Source organism: Pseudomonas sp. Tav-5-1A (genome assembly GCF_055755055.1).
Map to the genome: position 1 here is coordinate 6179716 of NZ_CM146901.1, position 25449 is coordinate 6205164.

The 25449-nt window shown below is 64.8% G+C and carries 21 protein-coding genes and 1 pseudogene; 7 read left to right on the forward strand and 15 right to left on the reverse strand.

Features of this window, described 5'->3' with window-relative positions; all coding sequences use genetic code 11:
* Nucleotides 1–11: 11 nt before the first annotated feature.
* The 4 genes from AC0J42_RS28570 to glyA are packed head-to-tail and all read right to left on the reverse strand — an operon-like array spanning nt 12 to nt 5861.
* Nucleotides 12–3029 (reverse strand): sarcosine oxidase subunit alpha, encoded by a 3018-nt coding sequence (locus AC0J42_RS28570; RefSeq protein WP_473004714.1) that lies wholly within the window; start codon nt 3027–3029, stop codon nt 12–14.
* Nucleotides 3026–3322 (reverse strand): sarcosine oxidase subunit delta, encoded by a 297-nt coding sequence (locus AC0J42_RS28575; RefSeq protein ID WP_027980273.1) that lies wholly within the window; start codon nt 3320–3322, stop codon nt 3026–3028. The genes AC0J42_RS28570 and AC0J42_RS28575 overlap by 4 nt, the downstream gene beginning before the upstream one ends.
* 18 nt (nt 3323–3340) lie before the next feature.
* Nucleotides 3341–4591, reverse strand: a complete 1251-nt coding sequence (locus tag AC0J42_RS28580; protein ID WP_416427242.1) for a sarcosine oxidase subunit beta family protein — start codon at nt 4589–4591, stop codon at nt 3341–3343.
* A 16-nt stretch (nt 4592–4607) separates the two neighbouring features.
* A complete protein-coding gene (gene glyA / locus AC0J42_RS28585) occupies nt 4608–5861 on the reverse strand; it encodes a serine hydroxymethyltransferase (RefSeq protein ID WP_473004715.1) in 1254 nt (417 codons plus the stop codon).
* Between the two features lie 329 nt (nt 5862–6190).
* Here glyA and AC0J42_RS28590 point away from each other — a divergent pair, with 329 nt between their 5' ends.
* The gene (locus AC0J42_RS28590) at nt 6191–7228 is read left to right on the forward strand and encodes a threonine aldolase family protein (protein WP_416427244.1); all 1038 of its coding nucleotides are present in this window, start codon (nt 6191–6193) and stop codon (nt 7226–7228) included.
* Nucleotides 7229–7231: 3 nt separating this feature from the next.
* Here the strand turns inward: AC0J42_RS28590 and AC0J42_RS28595 are convergent, their stop codons facing one another.
* The 4 genes and pseudogenes from AC0J42_RS28595 to AC0J42_RS28610 form a co-directional block, all read right to left on the reverse strand.
* Nucleotides 7232–7969: a methyl-accepting chemotaxis protein gene (locus AC0J42_RS28595; RefSeq protein WP_416427483.1), complete on the reverse strand. Its 738-nt coding sequence runs from the start codon at nt 7967–7969 to the stop codon at nt 7232–7234.
* A 174-nt stretch (nt 7970–8143) separates the two neighbouring features.
* A pseudogene (locus AC0J42_RS28600) lies at nt 8144–9166 on the reverse strand (cache domain-containing protein); the annotation flags it as partial.
* A 125-nt stretch (nt 9167–9291) separates the two neighbouring features.
* Complete coding sequence (locus AC0J42_RS28605; RefSeq protein WP_416427245.1) at nt 9292–9594, reverse strand: cell division protein ZapA; 303 nt, start codon at nt 9592–9594, stop codon at nt 9292–9294.
* Nucleotides 9591–9821 carry a hypothetical protein gene (locus tag AC0J42_RS28610; protein ID WP_416427246.1) on the reverse strand — a complete coding sequence of 77 codons (231 nt, stop codon included), beginning with the start codon at nt 9819–9821 and terminating at the stop codon, nt 9591–9593. The genes AC0J42_RS28605 and AC0J42_RS28610 overlap by 4 nt, the downstream gene beginning before the upstream one ends.
* Before the next feature lie 351 nt (nt 9822–10172).
* On the opposite strand from AC0J42_RS28610, the gene AC0J42_RS28615 reads away from it, so the two are divergent.
* Complete coding sequence (locus AC0J42_RS28615) at nt 10173–11732, forward strand: methyl-accepting chemotaxis protein (protein WP_473006910.1); 1560 nt, start codon at nt 10173–10175, stop codon at nt 11730–11732.
* A 111-nt stretch (nt 11733–11843) separates the two neighbouring features.
* On the opposite strand, the gene gbcB is transcribed toward AC0J42_RS28615, so the two are convergent.
* Nucleotides 11844–12944, reverse strand: a complete 1101-nt coding sequence (gbcB, locus tag AC0J42_RS28620; protein WP_416427247.1) for a glycine-betaine demethylase subunit GbcB — start codon at nt 12942–12944, stop codon at nt 11844–11846.
* Between the two features lie 284 nt (nt 12945–13228).
* On the opposite strand from gbcB, the gene gbcA reads away from it, so the two are divergent.
* Together gbcA and AC0J42_RS28630 are read left to right on the forward strand one after the other, a co-directional pair.
* Nucleotides 13229–14524, forward strand: a complete 1296-nt coding sequence (gene gbcA / locus AC0J42_RS28625; RefSeq protein ID WP_473004716.1) for a glycine-betaine demethylase subunit GbcA — start codon at nt 13229–13231, stop codon at nt 14522–14524.
* A 793-nt stretch (nt 14525–15317) separates the two neighbouring features.
* On the forward strand, nt 15318–15572 hold the full coding sequence (locus AC0J42_RS28630; RefSeq protein ID WP_473004717.1) for a hypothetical protein: 255 nt from the start codon (nt 15318–15320) through the stop codon (nt 15570–15572).
* 103 nt (nt 15573–15675) lie between these two features.
* Here AC0J42_RS28630 and etfB read toward each other — a convergent pair whose 3' ends face one another.
* The 6 genes from etfB to AC0J42_RS28660 form a co-directional block, all read right to left on the reverse strand.
* The gene (etfB, locus tag AC0J42_RS28635; protein ID WP_473004718.1) at nt 15676–16446 is read right to left on the reverse strand and encodes an electron transfer flavoprotein subunit beta; all 771 of its coding nucleotides are present in this window, start codon (nt 16444–16446) and stop codon (nt 15676–15678) included.
* Nucleotides 16447–16453: 7 nt separating this feature from the next.
* Nucleotides 16454–17674, reverse strand: a complete 1221-nt coding sequence (gene etfA / locus AC0J42_RS28640) for an electron transfer flavoprotein subunit alpha (RefSeq protein ID WP_473004721.1) — start codon at nt 17672–17674, stop codon at nt 16454–16456.
* On the reverse strand, nt 17674–19620 hold the full coding sequence (gene dgcB, locus AC0J42_RS28645) for a dimethylglycine demethylation protein DgcB (protein WP_473004723.1): 1947 nt from the start codon (nt 19618–19620) through the stop codon (nt 17674–17676). The genes etfA and dgcB overlap by 1 nt, the downstream gene beginning before the upstream one ends.
* A 161-nt stretch (nt 19621–19781) precedes the next feature.
* Entirely contained in the window at nt 19782–21842 is a 2061-nt protein-coding gene (dgcA, locus tag AC0J42_RS28650; RefSeq protein WP_473004724.1) for a dimethylglycine demethylation protein DgcA, read from the reverse strand.
* 15 nt (nt 21843–21857) lie between these two features.
* On the reverse strand, nt 21858–22388 hold the full coding sequence (locus tag AC0J42_RS28655; protein ID WP_027980258.1) for a DUF5943 domain-containing protein: 531 nt from the start codon (nt 22386–22388) through the stop codon (nt 21858–21860).
* A 51-nt stretch (nt 22389–22439) separates the two neighbouring features.
* Nucleotides 22440–23417 (reverse strand): dipeptidase, encoded by a 978-nt coding sequence (locus tag AC0J42_RS28660; RefSeq protein ID WP_416427254.1) that lies wholly within the window; start codon nt 23415–23417, stop codon nt 22440–22442.
* Nucleotides 23418–23436: 19 nt separating this feature from the next.
* Between AC0J42_RS28660 and AC0J42_RS28665 the strand changes: the two genes are divergently transcribed.
* The 3 genes from AC0J42_RS28665 to AC0J42_RS28675 all read left to right on the forward strand — a co-directional run bounded on the left by AC0J42_RS28665 (nt 23437) and on the right by AC0J42_RS28675 (nt 25367).
* Nucleotides 23437–24369 carry a hypothetical protein gene (locus AC0J42_RS28665; protein ID WP_473004725.1) on the forward strand — a complete coding sequence of 311 codons (933 nt, stop codon included), beginning with the start codon at nt 23437–23439 and terminating at the stop codon, nt 24367–24369.
* A 128-nt stretch (nt 24370–24497) separates the two neighbouring features.
* On the forward strand, nt 24498–24923 hold the full coding sequence (locus AC0J42_RS28670; protein WP_416427256.1) for a lysozyme inhibitor LprI family protein: 426 nt from the start codon (nt 24498–24500) through the stop codon (nt 24921–24923).
* A 24-nt stretch (nt 24924–24947) separates the two neighbouring features.
* Nucleotides 24948–25367 (forward strand): DUF3010 family protein, encoded by a 420-nt coding sequence (locus AC0J42_RS28675; RefSeq protein ID WP_416427257.1) that lies wholly within the window; start codon nt 24948–24950, stop codon nt 25365–25367.
* Nucleotides 25368–25449: the final 82 nt, after the last annotated feature.

Below are 25449 nucleotides of genomic sequence, written 5' to 3' on the forward strand. Positions count from 1 at the left end.
CGCAGCCTTGATCAAACGTTCTGTTGTTCGCCTTTAGGGTCAAAGAACACCGAGCTGCAGATCTCGGCTTCCACGAAGCTGCCGTCCACCAGCGGGGCGTAGACCTTCTCGCCCATGCGCTTGAGGCCACCCTTGACCACCGCCAGGGCAAACGAATGGCCCATGGTGGAGCTCATGTAGCTGGAGGTCACGTGACCGACCATGCTCATGGGGATGGCCTGCTTGGTGTCGAACACCAGCTGGGCGCCTTCGGGCAGCACCTTGTTCGGGTCCACGGGGCGCAGGCCCACCAGCTGCTTGCGCTGGTCGCGCACGCAGTCTTCGCGGTTCATGCCACGCCAGCCGATCCACGAGAACGGCTTGGTGCGGCCTACGCACCAGCCCATGTTCAGGTCGTCCGGGGTCATGGAGCCGTCGGTGTCCTGGCCAACGATGATGAAGCCCTTCTCGGCGCGCAGCACGTGCATGGTCTCGGTGCCGTACGGGGTCAGGTTGTACTGCTTGCCGGCCTCGACGATCTGTTCCAGCACACCCATGGCGTAGTCGGCCTGGATGTTGACTTCGTACGACAGCTCACCGGTGAACGAGATACGGAACACCCGCGCCGGCACACCGCCGACCTTGCCTTCCTTCCAGGTCATGAACGGGAAGGCGTCCTTGTCCAGGTCGATGTCGGTGACGTGGCTCAGCAGCTTGCGGCTGTTGGGGCCCGACAGGGTCAGGGTGGCCCAATGGTCGGTGACCGAGGTGAAGTACACCTTCAGGTCCGGCCATTCGGTCTGCTGGTAGATCTCCAGCCACTGCAGCACGCGGGCGGCGCCGCCGGTGGTGGTGGTCATCAGGAAATGGTTGTCGGCGAGGCAGGCGGTAACGCCGTCGTCGAACACCATGCCGTCTTCCTTGCACATCAGACCGTAGCGGGCCTTGCCCACGTCCAGCTTGGTCCAGGCGTTGGTGTAGATACGGTTGAGGAACTCGCGGGCGTCCGGGCCCTGGATGTCGATCTTGCCCAGGGTGGAGGCATCCAGCAGGCCCACACTGTCACGCACGGCCTTGCATTCGCGGGCTACGGCGGAGTGCATGTTTTCGCCGCGTTGCGGGAAGTACCACGGGCGCTTCCACTGGCCGACGTCTTCGAATTCCGCGCCATTCTTCACGTGCCAGGCATGCAGGGCAGTGAAGCGCACCGGTTCGAACAGGTGGCCGCAGTGACGCCCGGCAATGGCACCGAAGGTGATCGGCGTGTAGTTGGGGCGGAACATGGTGGTGCCCATCTCGGTGATCGAGATGCCACGGCTGCGGGCCGCAATGGCCAGGCCGTTGATGTTGCCCAGCTTGCCCTGGTCGGTGCCGAAGCCCAGCGCGGTGTAGCGCTTCACGTGTTCCACCGACTCGAAGCCTTCGCGGGTCGCCAGTTCGATGGCGGCGGCGGTGACGTCGTTCTGCTGGTCGACGAATTGCTTCGGCGCCCGGGCAGTCGGCTTGTCGTGGGGCACCTGGAACAGCGCCACGGTCGGTTCTTCCTGACGGTTCAAGGCCTTCGGCACGGTGCCTTCGACAATCTTGAAGCCGGCCTCGGCAGCAGCGCGTGCGCCGCCTTCGAAACCGTCCGACAGCGCGTCGGCCAGGTTGAACACGCCATTGATGCCGCCCACGCACACGCGTTTCTGCGGAGCATCGCCGGGCACGAAGGCGAGGATATCTTCACGCCACACCGGCTTGCCGCCCAGGTGCGAGGCCAGGTGCACCACCGGGCTGTAGCCGCCGGAGCTGCCGATCAGGTCGCACTCCAGCCATTCGCCGGGGCTGGTGACTTTGTGGCCCTTGACGTCGATGGCGGCGACGCGGGCAGCGGTCACGTGCTTGCTGCCGCGCGACTCGATCACGGCGCTGGAGGTGAGGATGCGAATGCCCTTGGCACGCGCTTCTTCCACCAGGGCGCCACGCGGGTTGTGGCGGGCATCAGCCACGGCCACCACTTGCAGGCCGGCGTCGAACCAGTCCAGGGCCACGCGGTAGGCGTAGTCGTTGTTGGTGGACAGCACCAGCTTCTTGCCCGGTGCCACGCCGTAGCGGCGCACGTAGGTCGAGATGGCGCCGGCCAGCATGTTGCCCGGCACGTCGTTGTTGCCGTACACCAGCGGACGCTCGTGGGCGCCGGCGGCCAGCACCACGCGCTTGGCGCGCACACGGTGGATGCGCTGGCGCACCTGGCCGATCGGCGCGCGGTCGCCCAGGTGGTCGGTGAGGCGTTCGTGAATGGTCAGGAAGTTGTGGTCGTGGTAGCCGTTGACGGTGGCACGCGGCAGCAGGGTGACGTTGGCCAGGCCCTTGAGCTCATTGACCACCTGCACCACCCACTCGGCGGCGGGCTTGCCGTCGAGGCTTTCGCGGGTGTCGAGCAGGCTGCCGCCGAACTCTTCCTGTTCATCGGCGAGGATAACGCGGGCACCGCTGCGCGCGGCTGCCAGGGCAGCGGCCAGGCCAGCAGGGCCGGCGCCGACGATCAGCACGTCGCCGTGCTGGTTGAAGTTGTCGTAGGTGTCCGGGTCGTTCTCGGTCGGCGAGCGGCCCAGGCCGGCGGCCTTGCGGATGTACTTCTCGTAGGTCATCCAGAAGGACTGCGGGTACATGAAGGTCTTGTAGTAGAAGCCCGGCGGCATCAGCTTGCCGCCGACCTTGCCGAGGATGCCCATCATGTCGTTGTTGACGTTCGGCCAGCCGTTGGTGCTGGTGGCCACCAGGCCCTGGTACAGCGCCTGCTGGGTGGCACGCACGTTGGGGATCTGGGTGGCTTCGGTGGCGCCGATCTGCAGGATGGCGTTCGGCTCTTCGGTACCGGCGGCGATGATGCCGCGAGGGCGCGAGTACTTGAAGCTGCGGCCGACAATGTCGACGCCGTTGGCCAGCAAGGCAGCGGCCAGGGTGTCGCCTTCATAGCCGGTGTAGCTCTGGCCGTTGAAGGTGAAGGTGATTTTCTTGCTGCGATCGATGCGACCGCCGCTGGACAGGCGATTGACCTGGCTCATGCTTTATCTCCCGCGGCCGTGAACTGGGGCTTGGTACCGATCGGATAGGTTTCGAGAATCTCGTACGTCACCGTGTCGCGGGTGGCGTTGAAGTACTGGCGGCAGCCGGCCGCGTGAATCCACAGTTCGTGGTGCAGGCCACGGGGGTTGTCGCGGAAGAACATGTAGTCCCCCCACTGTTCGTCGGTGCAGGCGCCGGGGTCCAGCGGGCGCGGGATGTGGGCCTGGCCGGAGCTGTGGAACTCTTCTTCGGAGCGCAGTTCGCCGCAATGAGGACAGAAGATATGCAACATGAAGGACTTCTCCTGTAATTAGTGGGCGACCGCGGCAGCGCCGTGTTCGTCGATCAGCGCGCCGTTGTGGAAACGCTCGATGGAAAATGGCTTGGCCAGCGGGTGCATCTCGCCCTTGGCCAGGCTGGCGGCAAAGACGTTGCCCGAGCCGGGGGTGGCCTTGAAGCCGCCGGTGCCCCAACCGCAGTTGAAGAACATGTTCGGCACCGGAGTCTTGGAGATGATCGGGCAGGCGTCCGGGGTGGTGTCGACGATGCCGCCCCACTGGCGGTTCATGCGTACGCGCGAGAGCACCGGGAACATCTCGACGATGGCCTGGATGGTGTGCTCGATCACCGGGTACGAGCCGCGCTGGCCGTAGCCGACCCAGCCGTCGATGCCGGCGCCGATCACCAGGTCGCCCTTGTCGGACTGGCTGATGTAGCCGTGCACGGCGTTGGACATGATCACGCTGTCGATGATGGGTTTGATCGGTTCCGACACCAGCGCCTGCAACGGGTGGGATTCCACTGGCAGGCGGAACCCGGCCAGCTTGGCCATGTGCCCGGAGTTACCGGCGGTCACCACGCCGACGCGCTTGGCGCCGATGAAGCCCTTGTTGGTCTCGACGCCAATGCACACGCCGTTTTCCTTGCGGAAGCCGATCACTTCGGTCTGCTGGATCAGGTCCACGCCCAAGGCGTCGGCGGCCCGGGCGAAGCCCCAGGCCACGGCGTCGTGACGGGCCACGCCGCCGCGGCGTTGCACGGTGGCGCCGATGATCGGGTAGCGGGTGTTCTTCGAGCAGTCCAGGTACGGAATCTCGTCGGCCACCTGCTTGCCGTTCAGCAGTTCGCCGTCCACGCCGTTGAGGCGGTTGGCGCTGACGCGGCGCTCGGAGTCACGCATGTCCTGCAAGGTGTGGCACAGGTTGTAGACGCCGCGCTGGCTGAACATGACGTTGTAGTTGAGGTCCTGGGACAGGCCTTCCCACAGTTTCATGGCGTGTTCGTACAGGTGGGCCGATTCGTCCCACAGGTAGTTGGAGCGCACGATGGTGGTGTTGCGGGCGGTGTTGCCGCCGCCCAGCCAGCCCTTCTCCACCACCGCGACGTTGGTGATGCCGTGTTCCTTGGCCAGGTAGTAGGCCGTGGCCAGGCCGTGCCCGCCGCCGCCGACGATAACCACGTCGTAGACCTTTTTAGGGGTGGGCGTGCGCCACATGCGCTGCCAGTTCTCGTGGTGGCTGAGGGAGTGTTTGAGAAGGCCGAAGCCCGAATAACGTTGCATAGGGTTCTACTCCAGCTCAGCGGTAAACCGGGAAGTCAGCGCACAGGGCGGCGACGTTCTTGGCCACATCGGCTTCCACGTCGGCGTCGCCCAGGTTGTCGAGGATGTCGCAGATCCAGCCGGCCAGCGCGGTGCACTGGGCCACCTTGAAGCCACGGCTGGTGACGGCCGGGGTGCCGATGCGCAGGCCCGAGGTCACGAACGGCGACTGTGGGTCGTTGGGCACGGCGTTCTTGTTGACGGTGATGTGCGCGCGGCCCAGGGCGGCGTCGGCGTCCTTGCCGGTCAGGCCCTGGCGAATCAGGCTGACCAGGAACAGGTGGTTGTCGGTGCCGCCGGAGACCACGTCGTAGCCGCGGTCCACGAACACGCCGGCCATGGCCTGGGCGTTGTCGATCACTTGTTGCTGGTAAGCCTTGAAGCCAGGCTCCAGGGCTTCCTTGAAGCACACCGCCTTGGCGGCGATGACGTGCATCAGCGGGCCGCCCTGGCCGCCGGGGAATACCGCGGCGTTGAGCTTCTTCTCCAGGGCTTCGTTGGCACGCGCCAGGATCAGGCCGCCACGCGGGCCGCGCAGGGTCTTGTGGGTGGTGGTGGTGACCACGTCGGCGAACGGAATCGGGTTGGGGTACAGGCCGGCGGCGACCAGGCCAGCCACGTGGGCCATGTCGACGAACAGATAGGCACCGACCTTGTCGGCAATCTCACGGAAGCGTGGGAAGTCCAGGGTCTTGGAGTAGGCCGAGAAGCCGGCGATGATCATTTTCGGCTGGTGTTCGACGGCCAGGCGTTCCACTTCGTCGTAGTCGATCAGGCCGGTGTCGGTGTCGATGCCGTACTGCACGGCGTTGTACAGCTTGCCGCTGAAGCTGACCTTGGCGCCATGGGTCAGGTGGCCGCCGTGGGCCAGGCTCATGCCCAGCACGGTGTCGCCGGCCGACAGCAGCGCCAGGTACACCGCGGCGTTGGCCTGGCTGCCCGAGTGCGGCTGGACGTTGGCGTAGTCGGCGCCGAACAGCTGCTTGGCGCGGTCGATGGCCAGCTGCTCGACCTTGTCCACGTGCTCGCAGCCGCCGTAGTAGCGCTTGCCCGGGTAGCCCTCGGCGTACTTGTTGGTCAAACCGCTGCCCTGGGCCTGCATCACGCGCTTGCTGGTGTAGTTTTCCGAGGCGATCAGCTCGATGTGATCTTCCTGACGCTGTTCCTCGGCATTCATTGCCGCCAGCAGTGCATCGTCATAACCCTGGATCTGGTCTTGCTTGCTGAACATCGCGATCTCCCAGCGGCGGCGCGGCGCCTGTCGTATTGGTCGGGAACGGCCTTCTGGCAGCCCCCTTTGAGTGCGATGGTAGGGCTGGCGCCTATAGGCCAGATGCCTGCGCGCGCCACACAAAGGTGCGTTAACGACATACAGCCCATGTAGCCGCTGCCGAAGGCTGCGCTGGACGGTGTGAACCCTGAAAATCTCCAGCGGGGCGCAGGGCCAGCGCAGCCTGGCGGCAGCGGCTACGGTGGTTGGCGCGTTGTAACAAGTGCCCCATAGGCGCCGCGTGGACGGTGGTTTACAGTGACCGGCTAGACGATCACAAGGAACCGGCCATGAACGAGCAAAGCCAGCAGTTTGCCAGTGACAACTATTCGGGCATCTGCCCCGAAGCCTGGGCGGCCATGGAACAGGCCAACCACGGCCACGAGCGTGCCTACGGCGACGACCAGTGGACCGCCCGCGCCGCCGACCACTTCCGCCGCCTGTTCGAGACCGACTGCGAGGTGTTCTTCGCCTTCAACGGCACCGCCGCCAACTCCCTGGCGCTGTCGTCGCTGTGCCAGAGCTACCACAGCGTCATCTGCTCGGAGACCGCCCACGTCGAGACCGACGAATGCGGCGCGCCGGAGTTTTTCTCCAACGGCTCCAAGCTTTTGACCGCCCGCAGCGAGAACGGCAAGCTGACCCCCGACGCCATCCGCGAAGTGGCGCTCAAGCGCCAGGACATTCACTACCCCAAGCCACGGGTGGTCACCCTCACCCAGGCCACCGAAGTGGGCAGCGTGTACCGCCCCGACGAGCTGAAAGCCATCAGCGCCACCTGCAAGGAACTGGGCTTGAACCTGCATATGGACGGCGCCCGCTTCGCCAACGCCTGCGCCACCCTGGGTTGTTCACCGGCCGAACTGACCTGGAAGTCGGGCGTGGACGTGCTGTGCTTCGGCGGCACCAAGAACGGCATGGCCGTGGGCGAGGCCATCCTGTTCTTCAAGCATGAGCTGGCGGTGGATTTCGATTACCGCTGCAAACAGGCCGGCCAGCTGGCGTCGAAGATGCGCTTCCTGTCGGCGCCCTGGGTCGGCCTGCTGGAAAACGACGCCTGGCTCAAGCACGCCCGCCACGCCAACCATTGCGCGCAGCTGCTGAGCCAGCTGGTGGCGGACATTCCCGGGGTGGAACTGATGTTCCCGGTGGAAGCCAACGGGGTGTTCCTGCAAATGTCCGAGCCAGCCCTTGAGGCCTTGCGTGGCAAGGGCTGGCGCTTCTACACCTTCATCGGCAGCGGCGGCGCGCGGTTCATGTGTTCGTGGGACACCGAAGAGGCGCGGGTGCGGCAGCTGGCAGCGGATATTCGCCAGGTGATGAGCTGATCCTCACAGCTTGAACCCGCCCATCTGCCGCGCCAGGTCGTCGGCCAGGCGGCTCAGGGCCTGGCACTCTTCGCGGCCGCTGCGCACCTCGCCGGCCGTGGCCCGTGCCAGGTCGGAGATGCCCTGGACGTTGCGGTTAATCTCCTCGGTCACCGCCGTCTGCTCCTCGGTGGCGGTGGCCACCTGGTGGTTCATGTCGCTGATGCGCTCCACCTGCCCGGTGATGGCGGTCAGCGACTCGCCGGTGCGCTGACTCGACGCCACGCCGGTCCCCGTGGCCGCCTGGCCGCTGTGCATGGACGCCACCGCGTGCTCGGCACCCTGTTTCAGGCGACCGATCATCTTCTGGATTTCGTCGGTGGAGGCCTGGGTGCGCTGCGCCAAGGTGCGCACCTCGTCCGCCACCACGGCGAAACCACGGCCCATCTCCCCTGCCCGCGCGGCTTCGATGGCTGCGTTCAGCGCCAGCAGGTTGGTCTGTTCGGAGATACCGCGGATGACCGCCAGCACTTGATCGATGGAGCCCACCTGCTCGGCCAGTTCGCTGACCGCGCCGGCGGCGCTGCCGATTTCCACCGACATGCCTTCGATATGGGCGATGGAGCGGCCGACGATATCCCGTGCCTGCAAAGCTTCATCGCGGGCAGTCTGCGAGGCCTCGGCGGCGCTGCCGGCGTTGCGGGCGATCTCCTGCACGGTGAGGCCCATCTCGTGCACGGCGGTGGCTACCATGTCGGTCATTTCCTGCTGGCGGCCGGCACGATCGGCGGTGTTGTCCACCACTTTCGCCACTTGGCCGACGCTGCCACGCAGCCGTTCGCTGGTGGCCAGCACTTCGGCGATCAGGTCACGCTGGCTGCCCAGGAAGCGGTTGAAGCCGCGGGCCAGGTCGCCCAGCTCGTCGGCTCGCGAATCGTCCAGGCGGTGGGTCAGGTCGCCGCCGCCACTGCCGATGGCCACCAGCGCGGCGGTCACCTGGCGAATCGGCCGCACCAGCCCGCGCGCCAGCAGCACCACCAACAGCAGGCACACCAGCGCCACCGCCAGGCCGATCAGGCTGGTCAGCCACAGGGCCTGGCGCGCCTGGGCATAGATCTGCGCCTCGGGCACCTCGGCCACCAGGCTCCAGTTCAGGTCGCGCAGGGGCAAGGCCAGGGCCAGGTAGGCTTCGCCGTCACGCTGGAAGCGCCCGGTGGTCAGGCCGCTGTGGCCGAGCACGGCGTTGGCCGCGTCGGGGCCGATCTGTTCGGCCAGTTGGCGCTTGCCGCTGAGGTCGGCCTGGGGGTGCACCTGGATCAGGCCGTCGTTGCGCACCAGAAACACCTTGCCGCGCTCGCCGAAGCTGTAGTTGTGGATCAGCCCGGACAACTCGCCCAGGCTCAGGCCCAGGCCGGCGATGCCCAGGGTCTTGCCGGCCTGCTGCACGCGCAGGTCGATGAACAGCGTCGGTGCGCCGGTGGCGGTGTCATTATCGATATTGAGGGTGCGCGGCTTGCCGCTGTCGAGAAACTGGTAGAACCAGCTGTCCTGGGGATTGTTGCGGCTGAGGGTACGGTCCAGGCCCTTCTCGGTGTAGTAGTGGTTGCTGCTGGCGCTGGCGATCAGCGCGGTGAACGCCTGGTGCTGGCCACGCACGCCGTCGAGGTACTGGGTGAATGATGGCAATTGGGCACTATTTTCGCCCTCCGCCAGCCATTGCTGCACCAGGGTGTTGCTGGCGATGTCGTCGGCCGCGGTCAGTGGCTTGGCCAGGATGCGCTCGATGTCGTTGCGCATGGCCTCGATGCTGGCCGGCAAGGCTGTTTCCAATAGATACGTCTGGGCCAGGCGGTTGACCACCGCGGTGTAGATGCCCACCACGATGAGGATGCTGACCAGCAGGGCGCTGCCCATGCTGAGGATCAATTGCCATTGAATACTGCGGCGCCACAACTGCATGGGTGTAACCCTCTGAATGTCTACATCGGCAAGACTGCAACAGCCGTGCCGATTGTATACATTACCCAGACGAACGGTTACACAATAGTGCAAAGGCCCCGCCGCCGCTGGCGGGGCGCTTACCTTCAGCCGTGGCTGATGGTGTTCTTGATCACATCAACCGTGGCGTTGACTTGCTCTTGATAACGGTTGAGCGCCTCGCTGTGCTGCTGCTGCATTTCCAGCTGCTTGGAGCACAGGTTCAGCGCCGCCAGCACCAGCAACTTGTCGCCGATGAGGGAGGGGTACTTGCGTTTGGTCTCGGCCAACGACGCATTGAGCAGGCGAGTGGCGTCGAGCAGTTTCTGCTCTTCACCCGGCGGCGCCTTGAGCGAGTAGTCATTGCCCAGGATCGACACGACCTTGATCGACTCCTGGCCGGTACTCATGCGCTCACGGCACCAGCGCTAGCGCGCTGAACCAGGGCCTGGATACGCGAGACAGTGGAGGTCTGCTTCTCTTCCTGCTCCATCAGGGTCAGTTGCAGGGACTCGTTCTCTTCCTTGGCCTGGGCCAGTTGAGCGGTGATTTGAGCGTTGTTTTCGGTGAGGACGCGGTTCTGTTCAACCAGTTCGCTGACCAGTTGTTCCAGTTGGCTCAGAGTTGTTTCCAGCATGATGATTTCTCGGCAGGTTCAAAGGGCGGTAACGATAAAGAAAAGTCGCCGCGCAGGCCAGGGTTTATAAGGCTTGGGACCATGAAATACGCGGTTGCGACCTTCCCTGGCCAAGCTCCGGGCCAAACCCGAAACAGACCCTGATGGACCGGCATATGCCCATTCGGTTCCGGCCCGGGCCCATCCCTGCGACAAATGGCCCCTAAAGACTGGCGCCCAGCGTCCGATAGTCATGGCAAATCTGTTTGTGTCGCAAGGACCGCGCGCCCTCATCTGGAACCCGCCATGTCCCTACGCAACATGAATATCGCGCCCCGCGCGCTGTCCGGCTTCGCCTTCATCGGCGCGCTGATGATCATCCTCGGCGTCTTCGCCCTCGTGCAGATGGGTAACATCCGCAAGGCCGGCGAAGAGATCGAGGGCAACACCCTGCCCAGCATCGCCAACCTCGACCAGATCACCCAGATGACCCTGCGCATGCGGGTGCTGGCCTACCGCCTGCTGTCCAACCGCGACGCCCAGACCCAGGCCGACACCCTCAAGCTGCTGGACTCGCGCAACCAACTGATCGCCAAGGCCCAGGCCGCCTACGAACCGCTGATCGCCGGCCCTGAAGAGCGTGCGGCCTACGGGCAGCTGAAAAACGCGCTGGACGAATACCACGAGCTGGAAATGCGCATGCGCGCGGCCAACAGCGCCAACGACCTGGACACCCTGCGCAAGGTGGTCAACGCTGACCTGCAGGACAACTCGGCCCGGGTCAACACCGCCCTGGACAACCTGGTGACCATCAACACCCAGCAGACCGCCGACATGAACAACGCCGCGGCCGCCCAGTACTCCTCGGCCTTCACCCTGGTGGTGACGCTGCTGATCATCGCCGCGGTGCTGACCTTCCTGTTCGCCTGGCTGCTGACCCGCAGCATCGTCGGGCCGATCGACCAGGCCCTGGCCGCCGCCGAGCAGATCGCCGAAGGCAACCTGACCCGCCCGATCCACGTGGAAGGCCGCGACGAAGCCGCCCGCCTGCTGATCGCCATGGAGAAGATGCAGGACAAGCTGCGCGACACCCTGCAGCGCATCTCCGGCTCGGCCACCCAACTGGCCTCCGCTGCTGAAGAGCTGAACAGCGTCACCGACGAAAGCGCCCGTGGCCTGACCCAGCAGAATCACGAAATCGAACAGGCCGCTACCGCCGTCAACGAGATGACCAGCGCCGTGGAAGAAGTGGCGCGCAACGCCGTCAGCACCTCGGAAGCGTCCAAGGACGCCACCAGCTCGGCCAGCGACGGCCGCGACCTGGTGCAGGAAACCGTGGGCGCCATCGAGCGCATGAGCGCCGATGTGCAGAGCACCGCCGACCTGATCGGCAACCTGGCGGACGAGTCCCGCGACATCGGCAAGGTGCTGGACGTGATTCGTGGCCTGGCCGACCAGACCAACCTGCTGGCCCTCAACGCCGCCATCGAAGCCGCCCGCGCCGGTGAAGCCGGCCGTGGTTTCGCCGTGGTGGCCGACGAAGTGCGCGCCCTGGCGCACCGCACCCAGCAGTCCACTGCCGAGATCGAACGCATGATCGGCAGCATCCAGGGCGGCACCGAGCAGGCGGTGAATTCGATGCGCAACAGCACCGAGCGCGCCGAGTCGACCCTGAACATCGCCAAGGGCGCCGGCATGGCCCTGGACACCATCAACGGTGCCATCGTGCAGATCAACGAGCGCAACCTGGTGATCGCCAGCGCGGCGGAAGAGCAGGCCCAGGTGGCCCGCGAAGTGGACCGCAACCTGGTGAACATCCGCGACCTGTCGGTGCAATCGGCCGCCGGCGCCACCCAGACCACCGCGGCCAGCGCCGAGCTGTCGCGCCTGGCGGTGGACCTGAACAACATGGTGGCGCGTTTCAGCCTGTAACAGAAACACCGTAGCCGCTGCCGTCAGGCTGCGCTGGCCCTCTGCCTCACTGAAGATCTCCAGTGTTCATCAGGGCCAGCGCAGCCTGGCGGCAGCGGCTACAGCTTTGGATCAGTACTCGATCCGCACATCTCCCTTCGGCACGCTGCAGCACGACAGGATGTAGCCATCGGCAACGTCTTCGTCGGTGATGCCGCCGTTGTGCTCCATCTCCACCTCCCCGCCCAGCTTCATCACCTTGCAGGTGCCGCAGATGCCCATGCCGCAGGCCTTGGGAATCATCAGGCCGAGCTTGGCTGCGGCCGCGTGCACGGTTTCCCCCGGGGCCACGCGGATGCTCTTGCCGGCGGCGGTGAACTCCACCTGGTGCAGTTCGCTGGCATCGGGCTCCGGTGCCTCGGCGGCCTGTTCGGCATTCTCCACCGCGTCGGCGCGGGCTTCGGGCGGCGTGGCGCCGAACGACTCCTCGTGGTAGCGCGACATGTCGTAGCCGGCCGCCTCCAGCAGGCGCTTGACCGCGTTCATGTACGGCGTAGGGCCGCAGCAGTAGATCTCGCGCTCCATGAAGTCGGCGGCAATCAGCTCCAGCAGCTTGTGGTTCAGGTAGCCGCGGTAGCCCGCCCATGGCTCGCCCAGCCCGTGCTTCTCGCAAATGATGTGCAGGCTGAAGTTGTCGATGCGCGACGCCATGTGTTCCAGCTCGCGGTGGTAAATGATGTCCTTGGGCGAGCGGGCGCTGTGCACGAAGACCATGTCGACGTTGGCGTTGGTGTCATAGAACCAGCGCGCCATGGACATCACCGGGGTAATGCCGACGCCACCGCTGAGGTACAGCACCTTGGGTGCCGGGAAGTCGATGGCGTTGAACAGCCCCACCGGGCCGTGCACCGCCAGCTCCTGGCCTTCGTGCAGGGTGTCGTGCAGCCAGTTGGACACCCGGCCGCCGGGCACGCGCTTGATGGTAATGGAGAAGCTGTAGGGTACCGACGGCGAGCTGGAGATGGTGTAGGAACGCATCACCGGCTGGCCTTCGATTTCGAGCTCCAACGTCACGAACTGCCCCGGCTTGAAGAAGAACAGGATCGGCTGGTCGGCCATGAAACAGAAGGTGCGCACGTCCCAGGTTTCCTGGATGACCTTGACGCAACGGACCACATGGCGGCCATTGGCCCATGTCTGGGTGTTTACCGGGCTCAGGAAGCTGTTCGACATGCTCATCTCCACGGCCGACTGCCGGCCTCATGGGGAAGGATTCTGCGTGGGCCGTGTCGCTGTCACTTTCCTATCTGCGACATTCACATGCTTATGGCGACCAGCCCCATGGTGCAAGGGCTGGCGCGTCGGGAATGGATTGGGCCATGTCGCCCATGGATAAGGTTCGCGGCCACGGCGGACGCACACTCCACGGCAAATGAACCGCTGTAAATGAAGCCTTGCGTTGCAAACCGTATCAGCCACTTTTCGCGGCCGCACAGATGGCCATGAGGACACACACGATGGACGTTACCGCTACCCTGAGCCTGGGCGACCCGCTGGAACCCGCACGCAAGGCCACCGCTGAGATGCTCCAGACCCGGGAGCGCACGTTCTCGCTGCCGCAGCCGTTCTATAACGACGAGCGCCTGTTCGACATCGACATGCAGGAGATCTTCCAGAAGGAATGGCTGATCGCCGGCATGACCAGCGAGATTCCGGCCAAGGGCAACTTCATCACCCTGCAGATCGGCAAGAACCCGATCATCGTGGTGCGCGGCGCCGATGGCGTGGTGCATGCCTTCCACAACGTCTGCCGCCACCGCGGCTCGCGCCTGTGCACCAGCGAGAAAGGCAAGGTGGCCAAGCTGGTGTGCCACTACCACCAGTGGACCTACGAGCTGGATGGCCGCCTGCTGTTCGCCGGCACCGAGATGGGCGCCGACTTCGACATGAAGCAGTATGGCCTGAAACCGGTGAACGTGAAGACCGCCGGCGGCTACATCTTCATCAGCCTGGCCCAGAACCCACCGGCCATCGACGAGTTCCTGCGCACGCTCGAGCACTACATGGAACCCTATGACATGGAGAACACCAAGGTGGCGATCACCACCACCCTGGTGGAAAAGGCCAACTGGAAGCTGGTGCTGGAAAACAACCGCGAGTGCTACCACTGCGGCGGTTCGCACCCCGAGCTGTTGAAAACCCTGCTGGAGTGGGACGACGTCACCGACCCGCGCGCCGACCAGGCCTTCAAGGACCACGTGGCCGCCAGCGCCGCCGCCTGGGAAGCCGAGAAGATCCCCTACGCCCACGCCAGCTTCGGCCTGCGCAACCGCATCGTGCGCATGCCGCTGCTCAAAGGCACCGTGTCCATGACCCTGGACGGCAAGGTCGGCTGCAAGAAGCTGATGGGGCGCATCCAGAACCCGGACCTGGGTTCCATGCGCATCCTGCACCTGCCGCACTCCTGGAACCACTGCATGGGCGACCACATCATAGTCTTCACCGTGTGGCCCATCAGCGCCCAGGAAACCGTGGTCACCACCAAGTGGCTGGTGCACAAGGACGCCGTGGAAGGCGTGGACTACGACGTGGACCGCATGCGCCAGGTGTGGGACGCCACCAACGACCAGGACCGCCGCCTGGCCGAGGAAAACCAGAAAGGCATCAACTCCACCGCCTACCAGCCCGGCCCCTACTCCAAGACCTACGAGTTTGGCGTGGTGAACTTCATCGACTGGTACAGCGAGCGCATGCTCAGCAACCTTGGGGCCGCGCCAGCGCCGTACCTGAAAGGCGTGGCGGTGCACGAGTAATCTGCGATCGAGGTGGGAGCTGGCTTGCCAGCGAGCCTTTCGGGTCCAACAGCTCGCTGGCAAGCCAGCTCCCACGCCCTGATCAATTAATGACCAACTGTAGGCAACGCCATACTGCACAAGGCCTGCAGCCTTGCACCAACATCTTATCCACAGCCAGGCCCACAGCAAATGTGGGCAACTGCTGCCCGCCTGTGCAAGAAACCCAAGAAAAACCGTGACTTATTCAGAATCACCTTCCCCAGCGCCAATTGATCAAAAATCGATCAAAGCTCCGTAGACCACGCGTTACAAGGCCTGTAGCCATAGGCGAACACCTTATCCACAGTTACGCCAACAGACTTTGTGCGCAAGTTTGACGCCCTGCCCCAGGCCCTGTGGAAAACCGCTGAAACCCGCGGTTTATTGGGATTCCAGCGCCTGCATCAGCCAAAACCATCATTTTGATCAAAAAACGACCAAACCTGTGCAAGCCCTGCCACGCAAGGCTCCCAGCGTTACGCGAACAGATTATCCACAGAGGCACCAACAAGGATTGTGGGAAACATTCGCTGGCCACCGGGTTTTACCCACAGCGAAAACCGCTGAAAAACAGCCACTTACCTTGGTCATTTAATGATCAAAGCGCTGCAGCCCTTGATCCGCCTGGATCCTGGCGAAGCACGAACAACTTATCCACACGCCCACGCACACGGAATGTGGGCAACAGGGGCCAACACCCCCTACACCTGTCGGGGTTGCCGCGCACCAGGTCCTTGATCAATCTGTTTGCACCAATAAAAAGGGATAGCCCATGCACTCGGATAGCCTCATCGCCGCCCTCGCCATCGCCCTGCTGCTGGGCATCAGCCTCGCCAGCGCCGAACCCCACACCGACTGGAGGGAGGTGCTCCAGGTAGGACTGCCGCTGTGCCTGGCAGGGGTGGTGACGGTGGCCTACTGGCTGCGTCGCCAGCAGCCACGGCGTGCCAGGCCGGTGCAGCCACGGGGGTTGTTCATGGTGTGGGTGAATATTCGGTGGGAAGGGTTGGGGCGGCGGGGAGCCTGATGCGCAGATCCTGTGACGCAGCCTTCGGCAGCTGCTACGGGGCACATGCTGTAGCAGCGGCCGCAGGCCGCGTCACGGGTTGGGGAATGGCTGAGCGCGTTGGTCAGCGCACCACCCCCTCCTCCACCAACAACTTCAATATCGCCTGCGCGCCTTCCTGGGCACTCACGCCCTTGAGCACCTGCCCGCCGCCACCGCTGGCCTTGGCGGTGGCGGCTTTCATGCGGTCGGCGCCGCTCTTGGCCTTGATCACTTTCAGGCGCTTGGGCCGTGGCTTGGCGGGGTTGAGTTCGGCGCCTGTGGATAACGGGTCTTCGACGATTTCCACCCGGTCCACCTGGAACTGGCCGCGCTGGGCGGGGCCGTAGGCGCTCTGGCGGGCCTTGGGGGCGGCGTTGTCGACGGTGGCCAGCAGCGGCAGGCGCACCTTGAGGCGCCGGCGCTGGCCGCGCGGCAGGGCTTGCAGCACCTGGGCGACGCCGTTGCTTACCGACTCCACTTCGGCAAGACCCGTAACCAGCGGCCAGCCCAGCTGCTCCGCCAGCAGGAACGGCAGCATGCCCGAGCCTTCGCCGGTTTCCGCCTGGCTGCCGGCCAGCACCAGTTGCGCGCCAACGTCGTGCAGGTAGTTGGCCAGGGCCGGCAGCACGTCGCTGCCGGGCGGTTGTTCGAGCACGTCCATGTGCGCCAGGCCCATGCCCAGGTAGCTGCGCAGGGCCGGCTCGCGGACGTCGCCGGCGTGCACCACCTGCAAGTTATCCCCAGCCAGCTGCAGGCCCAGTTCTACCGCGCGGGCGTCCTGTTCGGCGCGGCGGCTGCGGCCGGAGGTAGGGTGGGCGCCGACGGAGACCAGGCTGACGACTTTCATGTTCATGTGCACCTCAGGCGGCATCGCGCTTGGCTTGGTTACGGTAGGCGTCCACGGCGGCGATCAGCGCCTTGAGCAGCTCGCCGCTGTCGCCGATCACCGAGAGGTCGGCGCGCTTGATCATGTCGCAACCGGGGTCGAGGTTGATGGCAATGACCTTGTCACAGGCGCCGATGCCCTGCAGGTGCTGGATGGCGCCGGAGATGCCGACGGCCACGTAGACCCGCGCGGTGACCCAGGTGCCGCTGGCGCCCACCTGGCGGTCGCGGGTCATGAAGCCATCGTCCACGGCCACCCGCGAGGCGCCCTCGGTGGCGCCCAGGGCCGCGGCGGTGCTGTGGAACAGCTCCCAGTCGCGCACGCCGTTGCCGCCGGAGAAGATGAACTCGGCCTCGGCCATGGGAATGGCGGCCGGGTCCACGGCTACCGCACCCAGGTCTTCGATGCGCGACAGGCTGCGCGCCACGCTTGTGGATAACTGCACCGGCAGCGCCTCGTGGCGGCTTTCATCCACCGGCTCGGCGCATTCGGCCGCAGCCAGGATCAGCCGCGGCAAGGCACGGCTAATGTCCTGCTGGCCGGCGCCAGCGCGGCCCACGCAGCGGCCGTCCTTGACCTGCCAGATGCGCGTGGCCGGGCGTTCGCCCAGGCTGGCACCCAGGCGCCGGCCCAGCTCGCCGCCACCGCTGCGGCTGTCGGGCAGCAGCCAGTGGCGCGGGTTGAACTGGTTATCCACGGCGCGCAGGCCCTGGATGCGTTGCTCGGGGGCGTAGCCGTCGTATTCGTCGCCGCTGATTTCCAGCAGGCGGTCGACGCCGGCAGTGGAGAAACTGGTTTCCTTGTGCTCGCCAAAGACGATCGCCAGCACTGCGCCGTCGCTGCCCGCCAGCTGATGAGCCAGGCCCAGCAGGTCGCGGTCGTGGCTGCTGAGGCGGCCGCCGACCATGTCCGGCACCACCGCGATGTAGAACGCCGGCTCCGGCACCCGATGCAACGGCAACAGCACCTCCACGGCCGCTGAGCGCTTGCTCGTGCCGCCCTGTTGCGCGCCGCTGCGGTCAATGCGCTTGATGCCATTGGGGCCGATGAAGCCCACGGCATGGGGGTTCTTGCGGATGACGCCCGCAGGCCCCATCCAGGACGCCTGCACCGGCTGCATGGCCGCGTGCAGCGGGTGCAGGCGGTTGCGGGCAATTCTCTCGGCCCGCGGGTCGCGGCGAATAATGTCGCTCATCAGTGCACCTCCGCAGGGATACGTTTAGCCGGCATTGGCTTTGCCGTCGCTGCCTCTTCCACCAGCGCATCAGCCACCAGCTCGGCGATGTCCTTGATCAGGGGGCGGGGCTCGACCACGCCTTCGAGCATGGCCGTGCACTGTGGGCAACCCACGGCCACCAGTTCGGCCTGGGTCTCGCGGATGTCGTCCATGCGCATGTCGGGAATACGCTGCTTGCCGGGGATGTCGGTGATCGGCGCGCCGCCACCGCCACCGCAGCAGCGCGAGCGGAAGCCGGAACGCTGCATTTCGCGCACCTCGATGCCCAGGGCCTTGAGCACGTCGCGCGGGGCCTGGTATTCGCCGTTGTAGCGGCCCAGGTAGCAGGGGTCGTGGTAGGTAACGCTGCCGCCCTTGTGCTGGCCCAGGGTGAGTTTGCCACTGGTGACCAGTTCGGCCATGAAGGTGCTGTGGTGCAGCACTTCGTACTTCCCATTGAACGCACCGTATTCGTTTTTCAGCACGTGGAAGCTGTGCGGGTCGCAGGTGACGATGCGGCTGAAGCTGTACTTGGCCAGGGTCTGGATGTTGCGCTTGGCCAGGTGCTGGAACGTCGCCTCGTCGCCCAAGCGGCGGGCCACGTCGCCGCTGTCACGCTCTTCCAGGCCCAGCACGGCGAAGTCGACCTTGGCCGCCTTCAGCACTTTGACGAAGGCGCGCAGGGTGCGCTGGTTGCGCATGTCGAAGGCGCCATCACCGACCCAGAACAGCACGTCGGCGGTCTTCTTCTCGCTCATCACGTTGAGGTTCAGGTCGGCCGCCCAGTTCATCCGGCCGCCGGGGTTGAAGCCGCCGGGGTTGTCGGTGGCGATCAGGTTGTCGAGTACCTCGGCGCCCTTGTTCGGGGTAGCGCCTTTTTCCAGGGTGAGGTGGCGGCGCATGTCGACGATGGCGTCGACGTGCTCGATCATCATCGGGCACTCTTCCACGCAGGCGCGGCAGGTGGTGCACGACCACAGGGTTTCGGCGTCCACCAGGCCGTTGACGATGGGCTGGTGCGGGTTGCCGCCGTGCTCGCCAACCGGCTTGCCGGGGTACGGGCTGCCGGCGAAGTGAGCATCGGTGCCACCGGCCAGGCCCACGACCATGTCCTGGATCAGTTTCTTGGGGTTCAGCGGCTGGCCGGCGGCGAACGCCGGGCAAGCCGCCTCGCACTTGCCGCACTGCACGCAGGCGTCGAAGCCCAGCAGCTGGTTCCAGGTGAAGTCCTTGGGTTTTTCCACGCCCAGCGGCGCAGCCGGATCAGCCAGGTTCAGCGGTTTAAGGCCGGTGGAACGGCCGCCGCCAAAGCGCTCGGCGCGGCGGTGCCAGGCCAGGTGCAGGGCACCGGCGAAGGCGTGCTTCATGGGCCCGCCCCAGGTCATGCCGAAGAACAGCTCGGACACGCCCCACAGCACGCCCATCGCCAGGATGGCCGCCAACACCCAGCCGCCGAAGTCGGCAGGCAGGATGCCGGCCACCGGCAGGGTCAGCAGGAAGAAGCTCGCGGCGAACGCCAGCAGGCTTTTCGGCAGGCGCATCCATGGGCCTTTCGACAGCCGCGACGGCGGGTTCAGCCGGCGTTTGAAGACGAACACGGCACCGACGAACATGATTACCGTAGCCAACAGCAGTGCATAACCGAGGATGCGGTTATGCAGGCCGAAGCCGTGCACCAGGATCGCCAGGACGATGGACAGCACCGCGCCACCGGCCGTGGCCACGTGGGTGTTGGCGATGTATTTATCGCGCGCCACCACGTGGTGCAGGTCGACCATGTAGCGCCGCGGCATGGCCAGCAGGCCGCCCAGCAGGTCGACGGCAGCCGGCCGGCCCTGGCGCCAAAGGCGCACCCGGCGCACGGCGCCGAGCACGCCGAGGGCCAGGGCGGCGAATAGCAGGATGGGGAGGATGGTGTTCAACATGTGAAGCCCCTAAAGACCCTGAGGTCTCGAATAAAGGGATGCCAACGCAGATCCTGTGGGAGCGGGCTCTGCCCGCGAATCAAGCACCGCGGTGGCTGCTTCGCGGGCAGAGCCCGCTCCCACACAATCCATTCCCACAGGAATTCAAGCGTCAGGGTGGCTTAGAAGTCCTTGCACAGGCGCAGGGCGTCGTAGATCGCCGCATGGGTGTTGCGCTGGGCCACGCAGTCGCCGATGCGGTACAGCAGGTAGCCGTCGCCAGCCTGGCTCAGCGCCGGTTGCGGCTGGATGGCAAACAGCGCCTCGATGTCCATCTGGCCCTTGTTGCGCGACTCCTGCTTCAGCTCGTAATACAGCTTCTCGTCCGGCCGCACGCCGTTCTCCACCACCACCTGGTCCACCACGCGCTCTTCCTTGGCCCCGGTGTATTCGTTCTCCAGCACCGCCACCAGCTTGTCGCCCTCGCGGTAGACCTTTTCCAGCATGAAGTCGCCGGTCATGATCACTTCTTTCGGGTACATGCTGCGGTAGTAGGTGGGGAACGACGTACCGCCGATGGCCACGCCCGGCTTGATGTCGTCGGTGACGATCTCCACCTGGGCGCCCCTGTCTGCGAGGAAGTCGGCCACCGACATGCCGGTGAACTCGCAGATGGTGTCGTACACCAGCACGTTCTTGCCCGGTGCCACCTTGCCGTCCAGCACGTCCCAGCTGCTCACCACCAGGCCTTCTTCGGCGCCCCAGTGCTCGTTCTGCTCCAGGAACGGATGGCCGCCCACGGCCAGCACCACCACGTCGGGGCGCAGGTCGCGAATGGTCGCCGCGTCGGCGGCAGTGCCCAGGCGCAGGTCCACCTTCAGGCGCGCCAGTTCCAGCTGGAACCAGCGGGTAATGCCGGCGATCTGGTCACGTTGCGGCGCCTTCGACGCCGTGGTGATCTGCCCGCCGATGAAGTCTTTCTTCTCGAACAGCGTCACGTCGTGGCCACGCTCGGCCGACACCCGCGCCGCTTCCATGCCCGCCGGGCCGGCACCGACAACCACCACCTTGCGTTTGGGCCCGGTGGATTTCTCGATGATGTGCGGCACGCCCATGTATTCACGGGAGGTGGCGGCGTTCTGGATGCACAGCACGTCCAGGCCCTGGTACTGGCGGTCGATGCAGTAGTTGGCGCCCACGCACTGCTTGATCTGGTCCACCTGGCCCATCTTGATCTTGGCGATCAGGTGCGGGTCGGCAATGTGCGCGCGGGTCATGCCCACCATGTCCACGTAGCCGCCTTCGAGAATGCGCGTGGCCTGGTTGGGGTCCTTGATGTTCTGCGCGTGCAGCACCGGCGCCTTCACCACTTCCTTGATACCAGCGGCCAGGTGCAGGAACGGCTCCGGTGGATAACTCATGTTGGGGATAACGTTGGCCAGAGTGTTGTGGGTGTCGCAACCCGAGCCCACCACGCCAATGAAGTCGATCATGCCAGTGTCGTCGTAATATTTGGCGATCTGCTTCATGTCCTCGTGGCTGAGGCCATCGGGGTGGAATTCGTCGCCGCAGATGCGCAGGCCCACGCAAAAGTCGGGGCCCACTTCCTTGCGCACGGCCTTGATCACTTCCAGGCCGAAGCGCATGCGGTTTTCAAAGCTGCCGCCCCATTCGTCGGTACGCTTGTTGACCCGCGGGCTCCAGAACTGGTCGATCATGTGCTGGTGCACCGCCGACAGCTCCACGCCGTCCAGGCCGCCGGCCTTGGCCCGCGCCGCAGCGCTGGCGTAGTTACCGATCACGCGCCAGATTTCCTCGGGCTCGATGGTCTTGCAGGTGGCGCGGTGCACCGGCTCGCGGATGCCCGACGGCGACATCAGCGTGGGCCAGTGCTCGCCGTCCCAGCGTGAGCGTCTTCCCATGTGGGTAATCTGGATCATGATCTTGGCGCCATGCTTGTGCATGGCGTCGGCCAGGTTCTGGAAGTGCGGGATGATCTTGTCGGTGGCCAGGTTCACCGATTTCCACCAGCCCTGGGGGCTGTCGATGGCCACGCTGGACGAGCCGCCGCAGATCGCCAGGCCGATGCCGCCCTTGGCTTTCTCTTCGTAGTATTTGACGTAACGATCGGTGGTCATGCCGCCATCGGTGGCGTAGACCTCGGCGTGCGCAGTGCTAAGCACGCGGTTGCGGATCGTCAACTTGCCGATCTGGATCGGCTGGAACATCGCTTCGAAAGCCATGACGGTGTCCTCGACTTACAACGGCTTGACGGTGAACAGGCCATCTTCGTGGCCTTCTTCCGAACCGCCGTACACCTGCTCGGCGACGGTGCGGATGGCGCTGCCCTTGGCAGCCAGAATCTGGTCCATGGCGCCGGCGAACCAGCCGGTGAACATGTAGTCCACCTTGCGGCCGACCTTGCCGTACACGTACACGAAGCACGAGTGCTCAAGCTTGACGCTGGCGGTGCCTTTTTCCAGGTCGATGTCCTGGATCTTGAACAGGCCCCAGCCGCGTTGCGACAGGCGCTTCATGTAGTGCTCGAACACCGCCACGCCTTCCAGGCCATGGCATTCGGCTTCCTTCTCGCACCAGTGCCAGGCGGATTTGTAGCCAGCCTTGTAGAGGATCTCGGCGTAGGCGTCGGCGCCCAGCACTTCCTCGATGCCCATGTGGTTGTTGACGAAGAAATGCCGCGGTACGTACAGCATCGGCAGGGCGTCTGAGGTCCAGACACCGGTCTCGCTGTCGACTTCGATTGGCAATTGCGGGGCGATCTTGGCCATGGAAACTTAACTCCAGAAATTTGAAATAAGGGGGTGAGGCGGGTTAAGGCGTTACTCGCCCCACACGTCCTTCAGAACGTTGACCCAGTTTTCGCCCATGATCTTGCGCACCACGCGTTCGCTGTGGCCGCGCTTGAGCAGGGTCTCGGTCAGGTTCGGGAATTCGCCCACGGTGCGGATGCCCAGCGGGTTGATGATCTTGCCGAAGTTGGTCAGGCGCCGGGCGTAGCCCTTGTCGTGGGTCAGGTATTCGAAGAAGTCCTGGCCGTGGCCCTGGGTGAAGTCGGTGCCGATGCCGATGGAGTCTTCACCGACGATGTTCATGGTGTACTCGATGGCTTCGGCGTAGTCGTCGATGGTCGACTCGATGCCCTTGGCCAGGAACGGCGCGAACATGGTCACGCCCACGAAGCCGCCGTGGTCGGCGATGAACTTCAGTTCCGCGTCGGACTTGTTGCGCGGGTGCTCCTTGAGCCCCGAAGGCAGGCAGTGGGAGTAGCACACCGGCTTTTTCGATTCGAGAATCACTTCCTCGGACGTCTTGGAGCCTACGTGGGACAGGTCGCACATCACGCCCACGCGGTTCATTTCGGCGACAATTTCGCGGCCGAAGCCCGACAGGCCGCCGTCGCGCTCGTAGCAGCCGGTGCCCACCAGGTTCTGGGTGTTGTAGCACATCTGCACGATGCCCACGCCCAGCTGCTTGAACACTTCCACGTAGCCGATCTGGTCTTCGTAGGCATGGGCGTTCTGGAAGCCAAAGAGGATACCGGTCTTGCCCAGCTCCTTGGCCTTGCGGATGTCGGCGGTGCTGCGCACGGGCATCACCAGGTCGCTGTTTTCGCGCATCAACTTCTGGCTCTTGCAGATGCTGTCGACGGTGGCCTGGAAGCCTTCCCACACCGAGACGGTGCAGTTGGCCATGGTCAGGCCGCCCTTGCGCATGTCCTCGAACAGCTCACGGTTCCATTTGGCAATGATCAGCCCGTCGATAACGATGCTGTCGGCGTGCAGTTCGGCTGGGCTCATCAGGCTGTCCCCTTTAGGTATGTACCTGCGCCGAATCGTCTGCCGGCGCTTTGGAGCCAGCATATGCCTGCGCGCCGCGGCAGCCGGATGCAAAAACGACAGGGGAATCACTGAAAGCGTCAAGCCGGGCGCCGGCCCCGAATTTCAAGGGCCGGAAGCCTTGCCGATTTACCTACCGGGCGGTCTGGCGTCTAGGGTGGCGCTGGCAAATATCAGTCGCAATCCGCGGCTGTTCCTGCGGCCTACGGATGAGGGCGATTGTATGATTACGGACGAGCGACACAGCTGCAAAAGGCCAAGTGCCTGCCACAACGACCTGGCCCTGGTGGTCGAGGGCAACATCATGACGGTGTCCCGCGGCATCAGCGACGAGCACCTGGACGGCATTGACCGGTGTACGTATCTGGCTGGGCTTCGAGCCGGCGAGCACCATCCGATTGGAAGCCTGGGCTGGCAGCAGGTATACCGCCAGACGCTGGTCACCTTGGGCTGGCAGGCATCAGGGAACGCCACCGTCACTCGTCGCGAGATGTATGGCCTGGATGAAGTGGAGCTGGTCGCAAGGCGAATGGCATCGGTCTTAGGCTGCGCAGAGACTAATACGCTGATCAGCAGGAGTATCGCTGCGCTACGCCGCTCTACCCCGGCCAGCGGGCTGCTGCGCGCCAGCAGCGCGGTCAGCGATAAGCAGTTTGCGCTGAGAATTCTGCCCGTGCCCTCCCTGACCAGCCGCGGGGAGCTGTTGCTGGGCGCTGTGTTTGTGACGATCTACGGTGCGTTCACCCTGTCAGGCAAGCTGCTAGGCGCGTCAAGTTACCCTTCGGCCAGCGATGAACTTGCCAGGGGGTTCAGCGTGACGCTCCCCTTGGGCCGGTTCGACACCATGATGGCTACCCTCACGCCATGGTTTGAGGAGGAGCGCCGGCGGTTGTGGGAGCAGATCCACCTGTGAGCGACGCAGCAGAAGGGACAAAATGCCCCGCCTGACCACAGAGTTTCACTGACAGCCCCTGTTCTTTAGCCCCGCCGTGCGCCAAAATCCCCGCCATTGTTCTGCTCATCTTGGCGGGGATCTCGCACATGAAATCTTGGTTACTGGTATTGGCTCTGGCTTCCCTGGGTGCCCACGCGGCCGAAGACGGCCCTACCCCCTGCGACAACGTTGACGACAGCAAGGCCAGCCTGGCCTGCTCGGCGTACAACAAGAAAACCGCCGAAAGCGAGCTCAAGGACGCCTACAAGGACCTGCTCGACCGCGCCAAGACCAACTTCAGCGGCGAGCCGGCCAAGCAGGCCAAGATGAAGGACCTGGTGACCGCCGCCCAGGCCCAGTGGGAGAAGACCCGCGACGCCGACTGCGCCATCGAGACCTTCGAAGCCAAGCCGGGCACCCCGGAATTCACCACTGCCCAGGACGACTGCATCGCACAGAAGAGCGACGAACGGTCGGAATACCTGCAGACCCTGGCCAACCCGGGTGACGAAGGCGACGTGCCCGAGCAGTAAGCCCCTCTTTCACCAAGGCATTTTATGAAAATCTGCGGTATCGACATCAAGGCCAGTGAAGCCATCTTCGCCCTGGCCAGCCACGCAAGCGGCACCCTTGAGCACCTGGCGTTGCCACTCAAGAAACTGGCCCTGGACGACGATGAGGATGCCGCGCAGGTGAAAGCCTTTGCCCGTCAGCTGGCCGAGTTCGTCAGCGCCAACGGCATCACCCACCTGGCCATCAAGAAACGCAGCAAGAAGGGCGAATTCGCCGGCGGCCCCATCACCTTCAAAATCGAAGGCATGCTGCAGCTGCTGGAAGGCTGCGACGTGCAGTTGGTGTCGCCGCAGACCATCAACGCCCAGGCGAAGAAACACGACCTCGCCCTGCCCGCCTCGCTGAACAAATATCAGCACGACGCCTACAAGGCCGCCTGCGCCCTGCTGCTCAAGACCCGCTGACGTCACCGCCCGTGGCGGCGTGCTTGCAGAATCGCGGTGCCCCGGACGCCGCCTGCGGCAGCTGCTACGGGGGTGATTGGGA